Origin of the sequence: Pseudomonas sp. UBA6310 (genome assembly GCF_002438225.1) — a bacterium.
Classification (GTDB): Bacteria; Pseudomonadota; Gammaproteobacteria; order Pseudomonadales; family Pseudomonadaceae; genus Pseudomonas_O; species Pseudomonas_O kuykendallii.
Genome location: NZ_DJTK01000025.1, coordinates 13,443 through 31,159, shown reverse-complemented (window position 1 = coordinate 31,159; position 17,717 = coordinate 13,443). Strand labels below are relative to the sequence as shown.

General features: G+C 66.0%; 15 protein-coding genes and 2 pseudogenes. 6 read left to right on the top strand and 11 right to left on the bottom strand.

The genetic code is table 11. The annotated features are described in order from the left end of the window. Positions 1-71: 71 nt before the first annotated feature. From B3E91_RS05695 to B3E91_RS05685, 3 genes are all read right to left on the bottom strand, one after another. Entirely contained in the window at positions 72-737 is a 666-nt protein-coding gene (locus B3E91_RS05695; RefSeq protein WP_287028669.1) for a TetR/AcrR family transcriptional regulator, read from the bottom strand. A gap of 238 nt (positions 738-975) precedes the next feature. Beyond that, on the bottom strand, positions 976-2,370 hold the full coding sequence (locus B3E91_RS05690; protein ID WP_287028668.1) for a uracil-xanthine permease family protein: 1,395 nt from the start codon (positions 2,368-2,370) through the stop codon (positions 976-978). A 238-nt stretch (positions 2,371-2,608) separates the two neighbouring features. Then, positions 2,609-3,529, bottom strand: a complete 921-nt coding sequence (locus B3E91_RS05685) for a LysR family transcriptional regulator (RefSeq protein WP_287028667.1) — start codon at positions 3,527-3,529, stop codon at positions 2,609-2,611. A 207-nt stretch (positions 3,530-3,736) separates the two neighbouring features. Between B3E91_RS05685 and B3E91_RS05680 the strand changes: the two genes are divergently transcribed. Both B3E91_RS05680 and B3E91_RS05675 read left to right on the top strand, forming a co-directional pair. Next, entirely contained in the window at positions 3,737-5,083 is a 1,347-nt protein-coding gene (locus B3E91_RS05680; RefSeq protein WP_090225430.1) for an aspartate aminotransferase family protein, read from the top strand. A gap of 121 nt (positions 5,084-5,204) precedes the next feature. Further along, complete coding sequence (locus B3E91_RS05675) at positions 5,205-6,704, top strand: CoA-acylating methylmalonate-semialdehyde dehydrogenase (protein ID WP_287028666.1); 1,500 nt, start codon at positions 5,205-5,207, stop codon at positions 6,702-6,704. A 70-nt stretch (positions 6,705-6,774) separates the two neighbouring features. Here B3E91_RS05675 and B3E91_RS05670 read toward each other — a convergent pair whose 3' ends face one another. Genes B3E91_RS05670 through B3E91_RS05660 form a run of 3 tightly spaced genes read right to left on the bottom strand, consistent with a single transcriptional unit; the run spans position 6,775 to position 8,431 of the window. Then, the gene (locus B3E91_RS05670) at positions 6,775-7,209 is read right to left on the bottom strand and encodes a hypothetical protein (protein ID WP_287028665.1); all 435 of its coding nucleotides are present in this window, start codon (positions 7,207-7,209) and stop codon (positions 6,775-6,777) included. Next, complete coding sequence (locus B3E91_RS05665) at positions 7,206-7,883, bottom strand: hypothetical protein (protein WP_287028664.1); 678 nt, start codon at positions 7,881-7,883, stop codon at positions 7,206-7,208. Before B3E91_RS05665 ends, B3E91_RS05670 begins: the two co-directional genes overlap by 4 nt. A 35-nt stretch (positions 7,884-7,918) precedes the next feature. Next, positions 7,919-8,431: a PAAR domain-containing protein gene (locus tag B3E91_RS05660; protein ID WP_287028663.1), complete on the bottom strand. Its 513-nt coding sequence runs from the start codon at positions 8,429-8,431 to the stop codon at positions 7,919-7,921. Positions 8,432-8,714: 283 nt separating this feature from the next. On the opposite strand from B3E91_RS05660, the gene B3E91_RS05655 reads away from it, so the two are divergent. From B3E91_RS05655 to B3E91_RS05645, 4 genes and pseudogenes are all read left to right on the top strand, one after another. Further along, entirely contained in the window at positions 8,715-9,482 is a 768-nt protein-coding gene (locus B3E91_RS05655) for a hypothetical protein (protein WP_287028662.1), read from the top strand. A gap of 148 nt (positions 9,483-9,630) precedes the next feature. Beyond that, positions 9,631-10,770: pseudogene (locus B3E91_RS22210) on the top strand (HAMP domain-containing protein); the annotation flags it as partial. A gap of 15 nt (positions 10,771-10,785) precedes the next feature. Further along, positions 10,786-11,631, top strand: coding sequence for a methyl-accepting chemotaxis protein (locus B3E91_RS22205; RefSeq protein ID WP_414708200.1), 846 nt, complete (start codon positions 10,786-10,788; stop codon positions 11,629-11,631). A gap of 271 nt (positions 11,632-11,902) precedes the next feature. Next, positions 11,903-12,532 (top strand): c-type cytochrome, encoded by a 630-nt coding sequence (locus B3E91_RS05645; RefSeq protein WP_287028660.1) that lies wholly within the window; start codon positions 11,903-11,905, stop codon positions 12,530-12,532. A gap of 55 nt (positions 12,533-12,587) precedes the next feature. Here the strand turns inward: B3E91_RS05645 and B3E91_RS05640 are convergent, their stop codons facing one another. The 5 genes and pseudogenes from B3E91_RS05640 to B3E91_RS05620 all read right to left on the bottom strand — a co-directional run bounded on the left by B3E91_RS05640 (position 12,588) and on the right by B3E91_RS05620 (position 17,605). Then, a complete protein-coding gene (locus B3E91_RS05640) occupies positions 12,588-12,929 on the bottom strand; it encodes a zinc ribbon domain-containing protein YjdM (protein ID WP_090225443.1) in 342 nt (113 codons plus the stop codon). Between the two features lie 180 nt (positions 12,930-13,109). Further along, positions 13,110-13,526 carry a DUF1850 domain-containing protein gene (locus tag B3E91_RS05635; RefSeq protein ID WP_287028659.1) on the bottom strand — a complete coding sequence of 139 codons (417 nt, stop codon included), beginning with the start codon at positions 13,524-13,526 and terminating at the stop codon, positions 13,110-13,112. Continuing rightward, complete coding sequence (locus B3E91_RS05630) at positions 13,523-15,553, bottom strand: TRAP transporter permease (RefSeq protein WP_287028658.1); 2,031 nt, start codon at positions 15,551-15,553, stop codon at positions 13,523-13,525. The genes B3E91_RS05635 and B3E91_RS05630 overlap by 4 nt, the downstream gene beginning before the upstream one ends. A 69-nt stretch (positions 15,554-15,622) precedes the next feature. Next, positions 15,623-16,579: a TAXI family TRAP transporter solute-binding subunit gene (locus B3E91_RS05625; protein ID WP_273230446.1), complete on the bottom strand. Its 957-nt coding sequence runs from the start codon at positions 16,577-16,579 to the stop codon at positions 15,623-15,625. 104 nt (positions 16,580-16,683) lie between these two features. Further along, a pseudogene (locus tag B3E91_RS05620) lies at positions 16,684-17,605 on the bottom strand (LysR substrate-binding domain-containing protein). Positions 17,606-17,717: the final 112 nt, after the last annotated feature.

Genomic DNA, 17,717 nt, shown 5'->3' with positions numbered 1-17,717 from the left:
GGATCGGTGCGCCTGTCCCTGTGTTATGCACATTTTTGTGCACAGATTCTGTGGGCGGTTGCGCGGCCGGATCAGGCGCTCGGCGGCGTCAGGCCGCAGCCCTTGAGGATGATGTGGATGAGGTTCTCGGTGGCGACGGCGAAGTCGTCGCGGGTGAGCTTCTTGCGGCCCATCAGGCTGCAGATCTGGCTGGAGAAGTCGGCGTAGTGCTGGGTGCTGCCCCACAGCAGGAAGATCAGGTGGATCGGGTCGACCGGGTCCATCTTGCCCTGCGCGATCCACGCCTCGAACACCGCGGCGCGGCCGCGTACCCAGTCGCGGTAGTCCTGGCTGAAGTGCTCGGACAGGCAGGCTCCGCCGCTGATCACTTCCATGGCGAAGATCTTCGAGGCCAGCGGTTCGCGTCGCGAATATTCCATCTTGGCGCGGATGTAGTTGGCCAGCGCGGTGCTCGGGTCGTCCTCGGCGCGCAGGTGGCTGAAGGTGCCGTCCCAGAGTTCGAGGATGTTGCGCATCACCTCGATGTACAGCCCCAGCTTGTTGCTGAAGTAGTAATGCAGGTTGGCCTTGGGCAGCCCCGCGCGCAGGGCGATGGTGTTCATGCTGGTGCCCTTGAAACCGTGCCGGGCGAATTCTTCGGTGGCGGCCGTGAGGATGGTTTCTTCGTTCTTCTGGCGGATGCGACCGGCGGGCTTTGCGTTGGACGGCGCGGTCACGGCGGGGGTATCGGCGGTCATTACCTATCCGGTGAGTCAGCTTGGGCGGGAGAACAGATACTCCACAGATCGGCGCGAGACAAGCCTGCGAAACGATAATCCTGAAAATTGCCGAGGCCTGCCCGATCGCGGTGCGTGGCGGCGTCGTGCTTGCCTTTTTCCGGGGCGTTCGCGGGCGCGTATCGAGCGTCTCGCCAGGTGAAAAAAAGCCCCTCGCGAGAAGGGGCGGTCAGGTCAACCAAAAAGGAGAAGGTCACGCTCAGGGCGATTCGGGGGTTTCCACGCCGGGCTCGATCGCCCGGACCGGTGTGCTCGTCCGCTCCAGGGGCAGCACCAGGCTGAGGATGATCGCGGTCAGGCCGCCGCAGGTGATCGCCGAGTCGAACAGGTTCTGCACGATCTTCGGCAACTCGTGCAGCAGCGTCGGCTGCGCGGCGATGCCCAGGCCGACGCCGAACGAGGCGGCGATGATCAGCATGCTGCGGCGGTCCAGCGGCGCGCGGGCGAGGATGCGGATGCCGGCGGCGGCGACGCTGCCGAACATCACCAGGGTGGCGCCGCCGAGCACCGGCTTGGGAATCTGCTGCAGTACCGCGCCCAGCAGCGGAAACAGGCCGAGGGCGAAGAGGATCGCGCCGATGTAGAGGCCGACATGGCGGCTGGCCACGCCGGTCATCTGGATGACCCCGTTGTTCTGCGCGAAGGTGGTGTTGGGGAAGGCGCTGAAGGTGGCCGCCAGCAGGCAGCTGACGCCGTCGCCGAGCACGCCGCCCTTGAGCCGCTGCACGTAGCTCGGGCCTTCGATGGGCTTGCGCGAGAGCATGCAGTTGGCGGTCAGGTCGCCGACCGTTTCGATGGTGCTGATCACGTAGATCAGCGCGACCGGAAGGAACGCCGTCCAGTCGAAGGCGAAACCGAAGCGGAACGGGATCGGCAGGCTGATCAGCGGCAGCTCGGGCAACGGCTGCGGGACCAGTTTGCCGCTGAACCAGGCGGCCAGGCTGCCGATCGCCAGCCCGATGATGATCGCCGAGAGGCGCACCCAGGGACGGTTGGAACGGTTCAGCAGGATGATGGTGACCAGTACCAGCGCGCCGAGGGCGAGGTTGCGTGGGGCACCGAAGTCCGGCGCGTTGAAGCCGCCGCCGAGGTCGGTGACGCCGACCTTGATCAGGCTGACGCCGATCAGGGTGATGACGATGCCGGTCACCAGCGGGGTGACCAGGCGCTGCAGCCGGCCGATGAAGCGGCTGAGGACGATCTGCACGAAGGCGCCGAAGAAGCACACGCCGAAGATCATCGCGAGGATGTCCTCCGGGCTGCCGCCGCGGCTCTTGACGATGAAGCCGGCGGACAGCACCGCGCCGAGGAAGGCGAAGCTGGTGCCCTGCAGGCAGATCATCCCGGCGCCGATGCCGAACGGGCGACGCGCCTGGATGAAGGTGCCGACGCCCGAGACCATCAGCGCCATGCTGATCAGATACGGCAGGTGGGCGCCGAGGCCGAGCACCGAGCCGATCACCAGCGGCGGCGTGATGATGCCGACGAAGCTCGCCAGCACGTGTTGCAGGGCGGCGAACACGGCGGCGACGGGTGCCGGGCGGTCTTCCAGTCCGTAAATCAGATCGGGGGCGTTTTCGGATTCGGCGTTCATGCGGGACTCGATAGGTGGCAGTGGCCCGGTGGCGGGCGTCTGCCTGAAGCAAAAAGCTGACCATGTGCCCAGGTTTTGTTCCCGGGTGACGTCTTCAAGTTTTTATTTTTCTAATTGAATCAATTGCTTGTGAAAAGGATCGCGCTTCAGCGCTGGATTCGCGTCGACGCCGGCGAGCGTTCCCTGTGCACCGAAATGACGCGCCGAGGGGTTGGCGGCGCACCCGCACAGCGTCCGTTCAGCCCGTCGCGTCGAGCGCTTCCAAAAAACTCTCCAGCACCAGGTGCGGGCGGCGGCCCTTGCGCGTCACCGACGCCAGGCTCAGGTCGTAGAAGCGCGTCCCCGGTTTCAGCGCCCGCAGGCGGCCTTGCTGCACCCACTGCCTCGCGTAGTGGTCGGGCAGATAGCCGATGTAGCGCCCGGTGAGGATCAGGAAGGCCATGCCCTCGCGGTCCGAGGCGCTGGCGCTGCAGTTCAGCGCGCCGTAGTGCGCCTGGATTTCGGTGGGCAGGCGGAAGGTCGGCGCGATGGCGTCCTGGTCGTTCAGGCGGCGCTCTTCCAGCGCATCGTCGTCGACGTAGAACAGCGGGTGGCCCACCGCGCAATAGAGCTGCGAACGTTCGCTGTACAGTGGCAGGTATTCCAGGCCGGGCAGGGCGCCGGCCTGCGGCACCACGCCGACGTGCAGGCTGCCGCCGAGCACGCCCTGCTCGACTTCGCCGGGCGGGATCATGCGGATCTGGATGCGCACGTCCGGGCCGCGCTCCTTGAGCCGGGCGAGGGCGTGGGTGATGCGCATCTGCGGCACCGTGACCAGGTTGTCGGTCAGGCCGATGTTCAGCTCGCCGCGCAGGTGGCGGTGCAGCCCGTTGACCTCGGTGCGGAAGGTTTCCAGCGCGCTGAGCACCTGTTGCGACGCCTGGTAGACCTCGCGGCCTTCTTCGGTCAGGGCGAAGCCGGCGCGACCGCGCTGACACAGACGCAGGCCGAGGCGCTGTTCCAGATCGCTCATCTGCTGGCTGATCGCCGAACGGCCGATGCCGAGCGCACCCTCGGCGGCGGAAAAGCCGCCGCATTCCACCACGCTGCGAAACAGCCTGAGCAGACGGATATCGAAGTCGCTGACCTGGGCCAGCGGGTCGGGGCGGCGAATGCTCATGCGAGGCTCTCTTGCGTAGGGTGCGCCGCGCGCACCGGGGCTTTTGCAGGGGGCTGTAATTGTTTAGCAGTTGGTAAACCGAAGATAGGAATAATCGGATTTTAGAGAATCTATGCGCGTGTCACTGTCGCCGGCAAGTGCTATTCCGTAGAGGCGAGCCAGCCGCCGCTGCTACGACTCCCTGTCCGCCTTCGCGAGGATTCGCCGATGAACATGCCGCAGACCGCCACTCCGCCCCTGGCCAGCCAGCTGAAGCTCGACGCCCACTGGATGCCGTTCACCGCCAACCGCGCATTCCAGAAGGACCCGCGGATCATCGTCGGTGCCGAAGGCAGCTACCTGTTCGACGACAAGGGCCGCAAGATCTACGACAGCCTCTCCGGCCTGTGGACCTGCGGTGCCGGGCACACGCGCAAGGAAATCCAGGAAGCCGTGGCCAAACAGCTCGGCACGCTCGACTACTCGCCGGGCTTCCAGCACGGCCACCCGCTGTCGTTCCAGCTCGCCGAGAAGATCGCCGAGCTGACGCCGGGCGAACTCAACCACGTCTTCTATACCAACTCCGGTTCCGAGTGCGCCGACACCGCGGTGAAGATGGCGCGCGCCTACTGGCGCCTGAAGGGCCAGCCGGCGAAGACCAAGCTGATCGGCCGCGCCCGTGGCTACCACGGGGTGAACATCGCCGGCACCGCGCTCGGCGGCATCGGCGGCAACCGCAAGATGTTCGGCCAGTTGATGGATGCCGACCACCTGCCGCACACCCTGCAGCCCGGCATGGCGTTCACCCGCGGCATGGCGCAGACCGGCGGCGTGGAGCTGGCCAACGAGCTGCTCAAGCTGATCGAACTGCACGACGCCTCGAACATCGCCGCGGTGATCGTCGAGCCGATGTCCGGCTCGGCCGGCGTCATCGTGCCGCCCACCGGCTACCTGCAGCGCCTGCGCGAAATCTGCGACGCCCACAACATCCTGCTGATCTTCGACGAAGTGATCACCGGTTTCGGGCGCATGGGCAAGGCCACCGGCGCCGAGTATTTCGGCGTTACCCCGGACATCATGAACGTCGCCAAACAGATCACCAACGGCGCCATTCCGCTCGGCGCGGTGATCGCCAGTCGCGAGATCTACCAGACCTTCATGGGTCAGGCCACGCCCGACTACGCGGTGGAATTCGGCCACGGCTACACCTACTCCGCGCACCCGGTAGCCTGCGCCGCCGGCCTCGCCTCGCTGGAGCTGCTGGCCAAGGAAAACCTGATCCAGCAGTCGCTGGAACTGGCGCCGCACTTCGAGAAGGCGCTGCACGGAGTGAAAGGCGCCAGCCACGTGGTAGACATCCGCAACTGCGGCCTGGCCGGCGCGATCCAGATCGCCCCGCGTGACGGCGACGCCATCGTGCGTCCCTACGAGATCGGCCTGAAGCTCTGGGCAGAGGGCTTCTACGTGCGCTTCGGCGGCGACACCCTGCAGTTCGGGCCGACCTTCAACGCCAAGCCGGAAGACCTCGACCGCTTGATGAGCGCCGTCGGCGACGCGCTGAACAGCGTCGCCTGATTCCCAGGGCGGGGCGACCAGCACGCCCCGCAACCACCCCCTCGCAAACGCGTGAACGCCCTTGCGGAGCGACGCGGGGCTCTGGCCCCGCGACCTACACGCCTTAACAAGAGAACCGGACATGAGCCACATCCAGCACCTGATCAACGGTGAATTCGTCACCGACACCGGCCGCACCGCCAACGTCTTCAACCCGTCCACCGGCGAAGCCATCCACAAGGTGCCGCTCGCCAGCCGCGCCACCGTGCAGCAGGCCATCGACGCCGCCAAGGCCGCCTTTCCGGCCTGGCGCAACACCCCGGCGGCCAAGCGCGCCCAGGTGATGTTCCGCTTCAAGCAACTGCTGGAGCAGAACGAGGCGAAGATCGCCGAGCTGATCAGCCAAGAGCACGGCAAGACCCTCGAGGACGCCGCCGGCGAACTCAAGCGCGGCATCGAGAACGTCGAATACGCCAGCGCCGCCCCGGAAATCCTCAAGGGCGAGTACAGCCGCAACGCCGGCCCGAACATCGACGCCTGGAGCGACTTCCAGCCGCTCGGCGTAGTCGCCGGCATCACCCCGTTCAACTTCCCGGCGATGGTCCCGCTGTGGATGTACCCGCTGGCCATCGCCTGCGGCAACTGCTTCATCCTCAAGCCTTCCGAGCGCGATCCCAGCTCCACCCTGCTGATCGCCGAACTACTGCAGCGCGCCGGCCTGCCCAAGGGCGTGCTCAACGTCGTGCACGGCGACAAGGAAGCGGTGGACGCGCTGATCGAAGCGCCGGAGGTCAAGGCCATCAGCTTCGTCGGCTCCACGCCGATCGCAGAATACATCTACAGCGAAGGCGCCAAGCGCGGCAAACGCGTGCAGGCCCTCGGCGGCGCGAAGAACCACGCCGTGCTGATGCCCGACGCCGACCTCGACAACGCAGTCAGCGCGCTGATGGGCGCCGCCTACGGTTCCTGCGGCGAACGCTGCATGGCGATCTCCGTCGCCGTCTGCGTCGGCGACCAGATCGCCGATGCGCTGGTCGAGAAGATCGTCCCGCAGATCAAGGGCCTGAAGATCGGGGCCGGCACCAGCTGCGGCCTGGACATGGGCCCGCTGGTCACCGCCGCCGCGCGTGACAAGGTGGTCGGCTACATCGACGACGGCGTCGCCGCCGGCGCCGAACTGGTGGTGGACGGCCGCGGCTACCGCGTCGCGGGCAACGAGGACGGCTATTTCGTCGGCGGCACGCTGTTCGACCGCGTGACCCCGCAGATGCGCATCTACAAGGAAGAGATCTTCGGCCCGGTGCTGTGCATCGTCCGCGTCGAGAGCCTGGAAGACGCCATGCAACTGATCAACGACCACGAATACGGCAACGGCACCTGCATCTTCACCCGCGACGGCGAAGCGGCGCGGCTGTTCTGCGACGAGATCGAGGTCGGCATGGTCGGCGTAAACGTACCGCTGCCGGTTCCGGTGGCCTACCACAGCTTCGGCGGCTGGAAGCGCTCGCTGTTCGGCGACCTCCACGCCTACGGCCCGGACGGCGTGCGCTTCTACACCCGGCGCAAATCCATCACCCAGCGCTGGCCACAGCGCGCCAGCCACGAAGCCGCGCAATTCGCCTTCCCGAGCAACAATTCCTGAGTAGGCGATGAATGCAAAAGGCCAGTCGAGAGACTGGCCTTTTTCGTTTGCGTGCGCTGTCGGGGCGGGCTCAGTCGACCCACTCCAGAACCATCTGCTCCAGTTCCGCGCGGGTGACCTGGCGGGCCTTGAGGATGCGTATCAGGTCTTCCTTGCTCAGCGGATATTCAGCGAGCAGCCCCTTCAGGTCATCGGTTTCCACGGCAAAAAGCTGCAGCGGTGGAGCAGACTCGTCGGGCGCGAGACGCTCCATCGACAGTCGGCCGTTGACCATCACCTGGAGCGCGTAAATCTCGGGGCCTTCTTCCAGTGCGTACTGATGGTAGAACACTGTTTCTGAGGGCAGCAGGTAGTACGGCTGGCCGAGTGGGGTAGAGATCAGCGCGGGCTCTTTCAGGCGAAAGGCGGAGGTTTTATCCATGACGGGGGTTCTCAGTTGAGTGATCGCGAGGGTGAGGGCTGCGGCAGATAATGCGGCGGCCAGATGAGTGATACCTGCTTTCATTGCCTGCTCCCGTAGGTGTCGATCCTTTCGGCTGGCAGGCGTTTGTTGGCCGCGAGCATCGCGCGCAGGTCTTCGGGCATGAACAGCTGTGCCGGCCAGCCGCTTACTCGTGCTGCGGCACGCTCCACCAGGCTCATTCCGCGGCCCTGATTGTGCCTGGCCGCTTCCTGCTCCAACTGCGGCAGCGCCAAGCGCGCGCCGGCCATGGATAGGGTCACGCAGTTGTTGTTCAGCGCATGATAATCGTCCTGCAGGCGGTACTCGGCCATGTATTTGCCGGATGCCCGCAGAGGCTTACGCCCAGCCAGCAGCGCATCGAAGTGAAGGTTGATCGCCCGTGCCTTCGCCTCGGGTACCGGATAGTGGAAGCCGGCAGTAACGCGCTTGTAGCTGTTCTGGCTGGCGATGTAGCGAGAGAAGTCACTCCATACCCTCAGGCGACCTTCACCGGTCGGGCCTTTCTCGCCCGCATATCTACCGAAATCGTAAACATGATCGGTACCCTCGGTCGTCACCCGCAGTGCGACGTGACCGTAGGTGTGCTCCTTTCCCTGCGCGTCGGTATAGGGGCCGCCTATCAGCACTTCCAGTGACGCCGGCTTGACGACGATGGGCGTATGAGCGCCGGTTTTGACTGCCAGGCCGCTTCTGGCCTGGCCGTTGGTACTGTCCATGTTCGTGACGTCCTTGTCGGGTAGGCGCAGATCGCTCAGACGCTGCGGGTGATGCCCAGGCGCGGGAACTGCAGGGTGCAGCCGCCGCGCCTGACGGCGTCCAGGCGCGCATGGCCGTTCGCATCCAGGACGCCTTGGTGGGTGGCACCGGCGCTGTCGGTCAGCACGTAGGCTTCGCCGGCGTAGGCGCTGCCATGAATGTCGTGCAGGTCGAAGCTGACCCAGGTCGGCGTATCGCGCAGGTGATCGAGGAACGACACCGGCGCGAAGCTGGCGCCGCCGCCCACCAGCACGTTCCCCGAGCCGGAAACGATCGCGCCGCCGTGCGCGGTGGCGCTGCCGAGGTAGGCGATCGGCTTGCCGTTGACGTAGATCCCCGGCATGCCGGTGCTGATCGCGTCGCCGCAGCCGGTGGGGTCGCCGATCCGCGCGGCGGGCAGGTGGTTGATCAGTACATCGGGGGAGCCGGCGCTGATCGGGTTGGGCCCGTGTCCGGGCTTTGGGCAGGCGTCGGTATCGGAAACGCGTGCGGCGGGTTTTCCTGACATGGCGAACTCCTTGTCTGTCGATACGGCGTTTGCCGCGATCGCCCCGATCCCTGGGGCCTGGCCAAGTTGCCAGCTTTGCGTGCTCCGGGCCTGATCCACGTCAGGCCGCTGGAACCTGCGCGGCGTGCGATGCGACGGGCTTCACGATTGTGCGGGGCAGGCGTCGCCGCGGTTGCCTTGCGAGCGGCATTGCGGCACTTCTATTGCTTGTGTCCGTCACATCAGCACAACCTGGGTGCGCTTTACTCACGCGCGCCCTTCGATGATCTAAGGACCAGATCCGATGTACCTGTCTTGTCGCGACCTTGTCGCCCGTCTGCCCCGTGCGCTGCCCGTGCGCGCGGGATGGTTGCTGCTACCGCTGCTGCTGGCGCTGACGGGCGGCTGCGCCCGGCATCAGGACCACCAGGCGTTCGTCGGGAACAAGAGCCCGGTCAAGCCCAGCGAGTTCTTCCAGACTCATTCCGACCGCCTGGCCACCATCGCCATGCGCAACAACCTGAACAGCCTCTACCAGTTGCTCGACAAGCTCTACCGGCGTAACCCGCGGGAGTGGCGCAAGACCGGCCTGCCGAGCATCGAGGCGGCGGAGAAACGGGTGCAGATGGGCATCGAGAGGGACCAGCCGCTGGCGTCGCTCGGCGGGCGCAAGGATGTGGCGGCGCTCAGCTATGCGCTGAGCAACGAGTTCCAGGGCGACCGCGTCGGCGCCTTCATCTACGCCGTCGGCAGCATGCTGATCACCGCCCACGGCGGCAGTACCGAGTTCTACCTCACCGACTCGCTGAACGCGCAGTTCATCAACAACGCCGCGCGCAACATCGAGAAGGCCACCTGGATGCTGACCAGCAGACGCGACCTGCAGGGCAATCCCTGGCTGCTCTCCAACGAGATTTCCGCCGACGCGCGCAACCTCAGCTTCGCCGTGGAATTCGGCAAGATCGTCGCGCGTCTGGACCTGCTCAGCGACGTGCTCGACGAGCGCTACCGGCGCATCGGCGTCAATTACGCCCAGGGCCTGCTGTTCCTCAACTTCCTGCCGGTGCAGTAGCGCGTGCCGCCTTTGCGGCCAGCAACTACGCTGAGGTTGGCCCTGATTGCCTGCCCTCATCAAAAGCCGCGGCGGGCCGATACCCTCGACCAGAACGCGGCGTCCCCGCCGTCCCCGTAGCGTTTGGCCCCCAGGAAGGCTACCCAGCATGAACGCACTGCATACCATCAAGGCTCGCTACACCCTGACCTTCGTCGTCTTCATCGTTCTGCTGGTGATCGCCACCGTGCTCGGCATCCGCCGGTTCGTCACGCCGATGCTGGTGGATGCCGGCAAGCAGATCACCCTGGCGCAGGTCGGCGAGATCGGCTCGCGGATCAAGCTGGAGCTGGCCCAGGTCCAGGCCCAGTCGCGCAGCATCACCCAGACCATCCCGCTGCTCGACAGCGACACGATCGACCGCGTGCTGCCCGGGCTGGTCGACCAGTACGGCGACGCCAAGGTGTTCGGCGGCGGTATCTGGCCGCTGCCGGACAAACGCACGCCGGGGCGCGCCAAGCACAGCACGTTCTACCACCGCGATGCCTCGGGAAAGCTGACGCTCAACGAGCACTGGAACTCCGCCGAATCGCTCAACTACTTCGAGCAGCCCTGGCATCGCGCCGGCATGCAGGCCCCGCGTGGTCGTTGTGCGTGGGCCGCGGCCTACCAGGACGAAGCCAGCGCCGAACCGCGCACCAACTGCGCGATGACCATCTACAAGGACGGCGAACCCTACGGCGTGTCCACTATCGACCTGACGCTGGGCTTCTTCAATGCACTGGTGGCACAGAAGGAGAAGGACATCCAGGGCGAGGTCATGGTGGTCGAGGCCGACGGCAAGATCCTCAGCAACCAGCCGGAGATCAGCGGCAACATCGTGCTGAAGAACGTCTCCGACCTGGCCGCGCAGTCGCCGTTCATCGGCACCGTTCAGGCGGCGCTGAAGGTGCCGAACCGTGCCGAGCGCTATGAAAGCGAGTACGAAAGCGCCGGTGGCGAAGACTTCACCTTCTTCCTTTCGCCCATCGAGGGCACGCCCTGGCTGCTGGCCGCGGCGTTGCCGACCAGCCACCTGACGGCCAAGAGCGACACCGTGCTGAAGACCCTCAGCTGGCTGCAGATTCCCATGGTGATCGTGCTGCTGCTGTTGATGCTGTTCGCCCTCGGCCAGTTGATGGGCCGCCTCGGCGTGCTCAAGGCGAACATCGACTCGCTCTCCGCCGGCGACGCCGACCTGACCCGGCGCATCGCCCTCAAGGGCCACGACGAGGTCGACGAGGTGGGTGTGTCGGTCAACCGCTTCATCGAGTACCTGCAGAACATGATGGTCGACGTGAGCAAGGCGACGACCCAGATCGCCAGCGAGATCGGCCACCTCAAGCAGCTGTCGCAGCAGACCAACCTGGCGCTGTCGCGGCACGCGTCGGAGACCGATCAGGCGGTGACGGCGATCACCGAGATGAGCTCCACCGCCGACTCGGTGGCGCAGAGCGCCACGGAAACCGCCAGTTTCACCCAGCGCGCCAACATGAACGCGCAGAGCACCCGCGAGGTGGTGGAAGACGCGGCGGCCAGCGTGCGCGCGCTGGTCGACGAGGTGGACGCCGCCACCATCAAGGTGCAGGCGATGCAGGACGATGCGCAGCGCATCAACACCGTGCTCGGGGTGATTGGCGAGATCGCCGGGCAGACCAACCTGCTGGCCCTCAACGCGGCCATCGAGGCGGCCCGTGCTGGCGAGCAGGGCCGCGGTTTCGCCGTGGTCGCCGACGAGGTCCGCGCGCTGGCCGGGCGCACCCAGCAGAGCACCTCGGAGATCAACGACATGCTCACGCGCCTGCAGCAAGGCGTCAGTTCCGCGGTCAGCGCCATGGAGAAGACCAAGTCCAGCTGCCAGGCGACGGCCGACAACACCGCGCGGGTCACCCAGGGTCTCGACGAGATGGTCACCTCGGTGGTGCACATCACCGACCTCAGCACGCAGATCGCCACCGCCGCCGAGGAGCAGAGCGCTGTTTCCGAAGAGATCAACAGGAACATGGTGGCGGTGCGCGAGCTGGTCGAGGAACTGGTCGGCAGCGGCGTCAGCGTCGACCGCAGCACCGAAGGGCTGATGAGCTCCAACCAGCGGCTGATCGCGCTGGTGCAGCGCTTCAGGGTGCACTGAGAAGCTGTCCGGGATCGGGCGCCCTCTCATTTCACAACGCGGAAACGCTGCCTTATCGGGCGTTCTCGCCTTGCCAGGCGTTGTCGCCGGATCGTGAACAGATTCCGATACCCGGAATTCCGCCTCGCTGCGCGGGGCAGGCCGGCGCGGCGTGCGTCTCGCGCGTTTCGCATCGACGCTTTCCTTGACGTGCGTCCGCCAGTGTCGCGGTGCCGCGCGGCATAGTCGGCGGCGACGCGGGCTATCGGCTCGCGGTAAAGGACGACTCTCGATGCGTATTCCGTTTCTCCTGCTGATCGGCCTGCTGGCCTTCGGCGCGCACGCCGGCGACGAAGAAGCGATGGCGCGCTTCAACTACCTGATGGGCGACGCCACGCTGCGCCAGAAGGCCTACGAGGCCGGCCAGGAGCGCATCGTCCTGTGCGGGCATTGCCACGGCAAGGATGGCAACAGCAAGCGCGACTACATCCCCAACCTGGCGGCGCAGAATCCGCTGTACCTGTTCCGCTCGTTCGAGAAGTTCGCCGACGGCGAGCGCAACAACTACGTCATGTCGAGCCTGGCGAAATCGCTGAGCCTGGAGGAGCGCGTCGACATCGCCATCTACTTCAGCCAGCAGAAGGTCGTGCCGTTGCCGGCGGTTGGCGACGCGGCGCAGCGCGAGCACGGCAAGGCGCTGTTCGACAGCGTCTGCCATGCCTGTCACGGCCCCCGTGGCGAAGGCCAGGAAAAGGCCCCGCGGCTGGCCGGGCAGTCGGCGGAATACGTGCGCCTGGCGCTGACCCGCTACCACGACAAGGACCCGCGCCGGGCATTGTCGGTGATGTACTCGGTGGCCGCCGGCCTCACGCCGGATGACATCGAAGGCGTCGCCGCCTACGTCCATCAACTGACGCCCTGAGGGTCAGCGCAAAAAAAGCCCGGCATCGGCCGGGCTTTTTTGTGCGCGATCCGCATCAGACCTTGCGGACGAATTCCGACTTGAGCTTCATCGCGCCGATGCCGTCGATCTTGCAGTCGATGTCGTGGTCGCCGTCGACCAGGCGGATGCCCTTGACCTTGGTGCCGACCTTGACCACCAGCGAGGAGCCCTTGACCTTGAGGTCCTTGATCACGCTGACGGTGTCGCCGTCCTGCAGCACGTTGCCGACCGAGTCCTTGATCACCTTCGCGTCTTCGCCGGGTGCGGCTTCGGCACTGGCCGACCATTCGTGGGCGCACTCCGGGCACACCAGCATGGCGCCGTCTTCATAGGTGTATTCGGAATTGCACTGGGGGCAGGCTGGCAGGGTGCTCACGGGAGACTCCTCGGTGGGAAAGCGAAAAGGCCGCGGATTGTATAGGGTTTTTTACGGGCCGCGCAGCCTCGATCCGTCGGGCTCAGGCGAACGCCGGTGTGTTCCGGGCAGATCGGCGGGCGGGACGTGCCCTCGAGGCCGGGCAGTACTTCCAGTGTGGGCGAAGAGTCTCATTTGGGCTCAGGGTTGGAGCCGGTCGCCGCGGGCTTCCGCCCTCATGGTACAGCTCCACAACTCCACGGCAGGCTGGTTGAGCCTGGGCGGGCCGATCCAGTGGGAGAGGGGCCGGCAGGCCCCGGCCACGCACAGTTCGAAGTCGCCGGCCTCCGGCGTGCGGCCCAGGCGAAGGGGCTGCAGCGCCGGCAGGTCGCGCCGGTAGTGCCAACTGCCATTCCGGAGCACCGCACCGTCGGGAATCTCCATGCCCGCACCGCTTCCGCGAACCCGCGCCTCGCCGAGGTGAAGGCCCTCGGCGTCGAGGTGGTAGTCCTCCTCCCAGCGAATCTTCTCGATGGTGTGACGCCAGGCCAGGGTGAAGTCGGCTGTTGGCTCCTGCGCCCACACCGCCCCGGCCAGACCGATGCACAGACCGATCAAGGCGCAACCGGCAGCGGCGTCCTGCGCGCACGCCAGAGATGCTGGGCGACCAGGGCGATGCCGAGGGCGAAGCCGACGACGTCGCTGATCGGTGCTGCCAGCAGCAGCGCGACACCGGCTGCGAATGCCAGCAGTCGCTCCCAGGCAGGCAGCCGCACCTGCAGGAAACCGACCACCGCGGCGCCCCAGAGGGCCACGGCGAACGCGCTTTTGACCAGCATGTACAGGGTGTCCAGCAGGCTGTCGCCCTGCATCATAAGGGCCGGGTCGTAGACCGCCATGAACGGCACGGCGAAGCCGGCAGCGGCGATGCGGATCGCCCACAGGCTGATCTTGAAGCCGCTCTCCTTGGCGATTGGCGCGGCGGCGAAGCAGGCCAGGGCCACTGGAGGCGTAAGGTCGGCCATCAGGCCGAAATAGAAGACGAACATGTGCGAGACGATCAGCGGTACCCCAAGGTCGAGCAACGCCGGCGCGGCGATGGCGCTGGTGATGATGTAGTTGGGGATGGTCGGGATGCCCATGCCGAGGATGAGGCAGGTGATCATCGTCAGCACCAGCGAAAGGAACAGGTTGTTCTGCCCGATGGCCAGGATATAACCGGCGAAGGTGGTAGCGATGCCGGTCAGCGAGACCACGCCGATGATCACCCCGACCAACGTGCAGGCAATGCCCACGGCCACCGAGTGGCGGGCACCTTCGGCGAGCGCCCGCACGCAGGCGCGCAGGGTCTCGCGGCCACCCTTGACGAACCAGCAGGCCACCACCAGCAGGCCGATTACGCCGAACACCACGCCGATGCCGAGCTGGAAGAATCCGGCGCAGAGCACCCCAAGGATGATCCAGAAGATCAGGCGCAAGGCCGTTGAGGACACCCTCAGGATGATCGCGGAGCCGAGGATGACGATGGCGGTCAGCGCCAGGCCGATGGTTCCGGAGAACATCGGCGTGCGTCCGGAGAACAGCAGGTAGATCAGGACCAGCAGCGGAATCAGCAGGTACCAGCGTTCCTTCACCGCGGCCCAGGCGCTTGGGCACTGGTCTTTCGGCAGGCCCTTGAGGTTGGCCCGGCGGGCTTCCAGATGGACCATCCAGAACACCGCACCGAAGTACAGCAGCGCCGGTATCAGAGCGGCCTTGGCCACTTCGACGTAGGGCACGTTGATGGTCTCGGCCATGATGAAGGCCACTGCGCCCATCACCGGCGGCATCAGCTGGCTGCCCATGCTGGCGGTCGCCTCCACCGCGCCGGCAAATGCCGGGCGATAGCCGAAGCGTTTCATCAGCGGGATGGTGAACTGCCCGGTGGTGACCACGTTGGCCACGCCGGAGCCGGTGATGGTGCCCATCAGTGCCGAGGACACCACCGAGACCTTGGCCGGTCCGCCAAGCTTGTGGCCGAACAGGCCCATCGCGAAATCGGTGAACAGCTTGATCATCCCGGCCTGCTCGAGGAAGGCGCCGAACAGAATGAACAGGAAGATGTAGGTCGCCGATACGTACACCGGCGTGCCGTAGAAGCCTTCGGTGCCGAAGGCCAGCTGGTTGACGATCTGGTCGAAGCCGTAGCCACGATGCGCCAGGTCGCCGGGCAGGTATTCACCCAGCAGGCCGTAGGCAAGAAAGATGGCGCAAATCAGCGGCAGGGCGATGCCCATCACGCGGCGTGCCGCTTCGAATACCAGCACCGTGAGCAGGATGCCAATGGCCATGTCCGCGTGGGTCAGATCGCCCGAGCGCTGGATCAGGTCGGCCTCGAAATACCATTGGTAGAACGCCGTCGCCATGCCGGCTAGGCCGAGCAGCCAGGCCAGCGGCTGCCAGGGGCGTGCATGACCGCGCAGCGGGTAGCTGAGGAAGACCATCAGCAGCAGAAAGCCAACGTGGGTGGCGCGCAATACCTGCGTGGATACCAGCGGAAAGGCGGCGGTAAGGACCTGGAAGGTGGAAAACAGCAGGGCGACGGCGAACAGCGTCTTGGGCCAATGCTCAGCGTCCGCTGCCAGGCCGTGCGAGGTCTCGCTCATGATTTCACTCCGAAACAGCTGGCGGGCGACCCCGATCAGGGCCGCCCGCGATGGCGGGACAAGGGCAGACTAGAACTGCAGTCCCTTCTCCTTGTAGTAGCGCTCGGCGCCCGGATGCAGCGGGATCGGCAGGTTCTTCGTGGCGTTCTCCAGGGAAATGTCCTTTGCCGCGGAGTGGGAAGTGGCCAGCCGGGGCAGGTTCTCGAACATCTGCTTGGTCATCTGGTACGCCAGTTCGTCGCTGACGCCCTTGTGCGTGACGAGGATGTTGACGATGGCTACGGTGGGAACGGCGGCATCCTGGCCGTCATAGGTGCCGGACGGAATGGTGCTGGGAATGTAGGCGGCGTTGCCGATCTTCTCCACCACCTCCGTGGGGATCGGCACGAAGGCGATCTTCATGGTCGAGGCGAGATCGCGGATCGCCGCCATGCCCAGGCCGGACGACTGCAGGGTGGCGTCGAGCTGGCGGTTCTTGATCAGCTCGACGGATTCGGCGAACGGAAGGTACTCGACCTTCCCCATGTCCCCGTAGGTCAGTCCCGCAGCCTTGAAGATCGCCCGCGCGTTCAGCTCGGTGCCGGATTTCGGCGCGCCGACCGAGATGCGCTTGCCCTTCAGGTCAGCCAGGGTCTTGATCCCGGAATCCGCGCTGGCAACGATCTGGATGTAGTTGGAGTACGTTCCGGCGATGGCGCGCAGGTTCTTCAAGGGTTTCTTGAAGCCGGCATCCTCGACGCCGTTCCAGGCGTCCGACACCGAGTCGCCAAGGGCGAAGGCCAGTTCGCCGCGTTTGGCTTCGAGCAGGGTGAGGTTCTCCACCGAGGCCTTGGTCGCCTGGACGGAGGTTTTCGCGCCGTCGATGTGCTGGCTGTAGATCTGCGACAGGCCGACTCCGACGGGGTAGTAAACGCCGCTGGTGCCGCCGGTGAGGATGTTGATGAAGTCGGATGCGGCGAAAGCCGTGGTGCTGAGGGTCAGGGCGGTCGCGACAGCGAGTAGCCCTGCACGTTTGCGCAAGTACATGGTGCCTCCAGGATTCTTGTAATTGTCGGGCAGGCCCGAAACTACCCCACTCGGGCGCTCGCGTCGACCGTTCGGCTATCGCCAAAAGTCGTAGAAGGCCGAGGCTAGACGGCGGACAGCTGCCCCGCGAGGCCTGCGCGGCGGAAGTGCTCGACTACGAAGTCGACGAACGCGCGGGTCTTGGCCGGCAGGATGCGCTGCGCGGGGAAGTAGAGGCTCAGCGCTCCGCCGTCCACATACCACTCCGGCAGCACGCGGCGCAGGCGGCCGTCGTTCAGGTACGCCGCCGCGTGCGGCAGGCTGACCAGCGCCACCCCGTAGCCCAGGCTGGCGGCCAGGCACGCGGCGCCGGGATCGCTCAGGGTCATGCGCGGCTTCAGCGTGACTGGCGCCTGTTGGTTGTCGCGGGTGCGCAGCGGCCAGGTGCGGATGCGCCCGGTCTGTGGCGAGCGGATCAGGATGCCGTCAAGCGCCGCCAGATCCTGCGGATGCCGCGGCTCGGCGCCGTCGGCGAAGTAGTCAGGGGCGGCCACCAGCGCGCGATGGGCCGGGGCGAGCTCGCGGGCGATCACGCCGGGCGGTAGCTCGAAGCCGCCGCCGATGGCGGCGTCGAAGCCCTGGCCGATGAGGTCGACCTGGCGATTGTCGAAATGCCAGTCCGGTTCGATGGCCGGGTAGAGGGCGAGGAACTCGCCCAGCAGCGGCACCATGTAGTCGATGGCGAACGCCAGCCCCATGCTGACCTTCAGCGTGCCGGAGGGTTGCCCGGCGCTGTTGCCGAGGTTGGCCACCGCGCTCTTGATGCTGGCCAGGCCCTCGCGGACTTCGCCGAGGAAGCGCTCGCCGTCTTCGGTCAGGCTCAGCCGGCGTGCTGCGCTGGAACAGCCGCACGCCCATGCTCGCCTCCAGCCGGGCGACGTTCTTGCCCACCGCGGCAGGCGTCAATCCAAGGCGCCGCGCCGCCTCGGCGAAGCTGCCGGCCTCCGCGCTGTGGACGAAGCAATCGATGGCGTTGAGGGTTTCCATGGGCATCTGCGTAAACCGTTGGTTCATTCAGCGTATAGGGATTGCCGGCTAATCGGTATCGATTGAGCGGTAGATACTGGACCTCTCTTTCACCGAACACCCAGGAGACACC

Coding starts and splice junctions, on each gene's coding strand:
- B3E91_RS05695 (WP_287028669.1), bottom strand. CDS start 737: ATGACCGCCGATACCCCCGCCGTGACCGCGCCGTCCAACGCAAAGCCC.
- B3E91_RS05690 (WP_287028668.1), bottom strand. CDS start 2,370: ATGAACGCCGAATCCGAAAACGCCCCCGATCTGATTTACGGACTGGAA.
- B3E91_RS05685 (WP_287028667.1), bottom strand. CDS start 3,529: ATGAGCATTCGCCGCCCCGACCCGCTGGCCCAGGTCAGCGACTTCGAT.
- B3E91_RS05680 (WP_090225430.1), top strand. CDS start 3,737: ATGAACATGCCGCAGACCGCCACTCCGCCCCTGGCCAGCCAGCTGAAG.
- B3E91_RS05675 (WP_287028666.1), top strand. CDS start 5,205: ATGAGCCACATCCAGCACCTGATCAACGGTGAATTCGTCACCGACACC.
- B3E91_RS05670 (WP_287028665.1), bottom strand. CDS start 7,209: ATGAAAGCAGGTATCACTCATCTGGCCGCCGCATTATCTGCCGCAGCC.
- B3E91_RS05665 (WP_287028664.1), bottom strand. CDS start 7,883: ATGGACAGTACCAACGGCCAGGCCAGAAGCGGCCTGGCAGTCAAAACC.
- B3E91_RS05660 (WP_287028663.1), bottom strand. CDS start 8,431: ATGTCAGGAAAACCCGCCGCACGCGTTTCCGATACCGACGCCTGCCCA.
- B3E91_RS05655 (WP_287028662.1), top strand. CDS start 8,715: ATGTACCTGTCTTGTCGCGACCTTGTCGCCCGTCTGCCCCGTGCGCTG.
- B3E91_RS22205 (WP_414708200.1), top strand. CDS start 10,786: ATGATGGTCGACGTGAGCAAGGCGACGACCCAGATCGCCAGCGAGATC.
- B3E91_RS05645 (WP_287028660.1), top strand. CDS start 11,903: ATGCGTATTCCGTTTCTCCTGCTGATCGGCCTGCTGGCCTTCGGCGCG.
- B3E91_RS05630 (WP_287028658.1), bottom strand. CDS start 15,553: ATGAGCGAGACCTCGCACGGCCTGGCAGCGGACGCTGAGCATTGGCCC.
- B3E91_RS05625 (WP_273230446.1), bottom strand. CDS start 16,579: ATGTACTTGCGCAAACGTGCAGGGCTACTCGCTGTCGCGACCGCCCTG.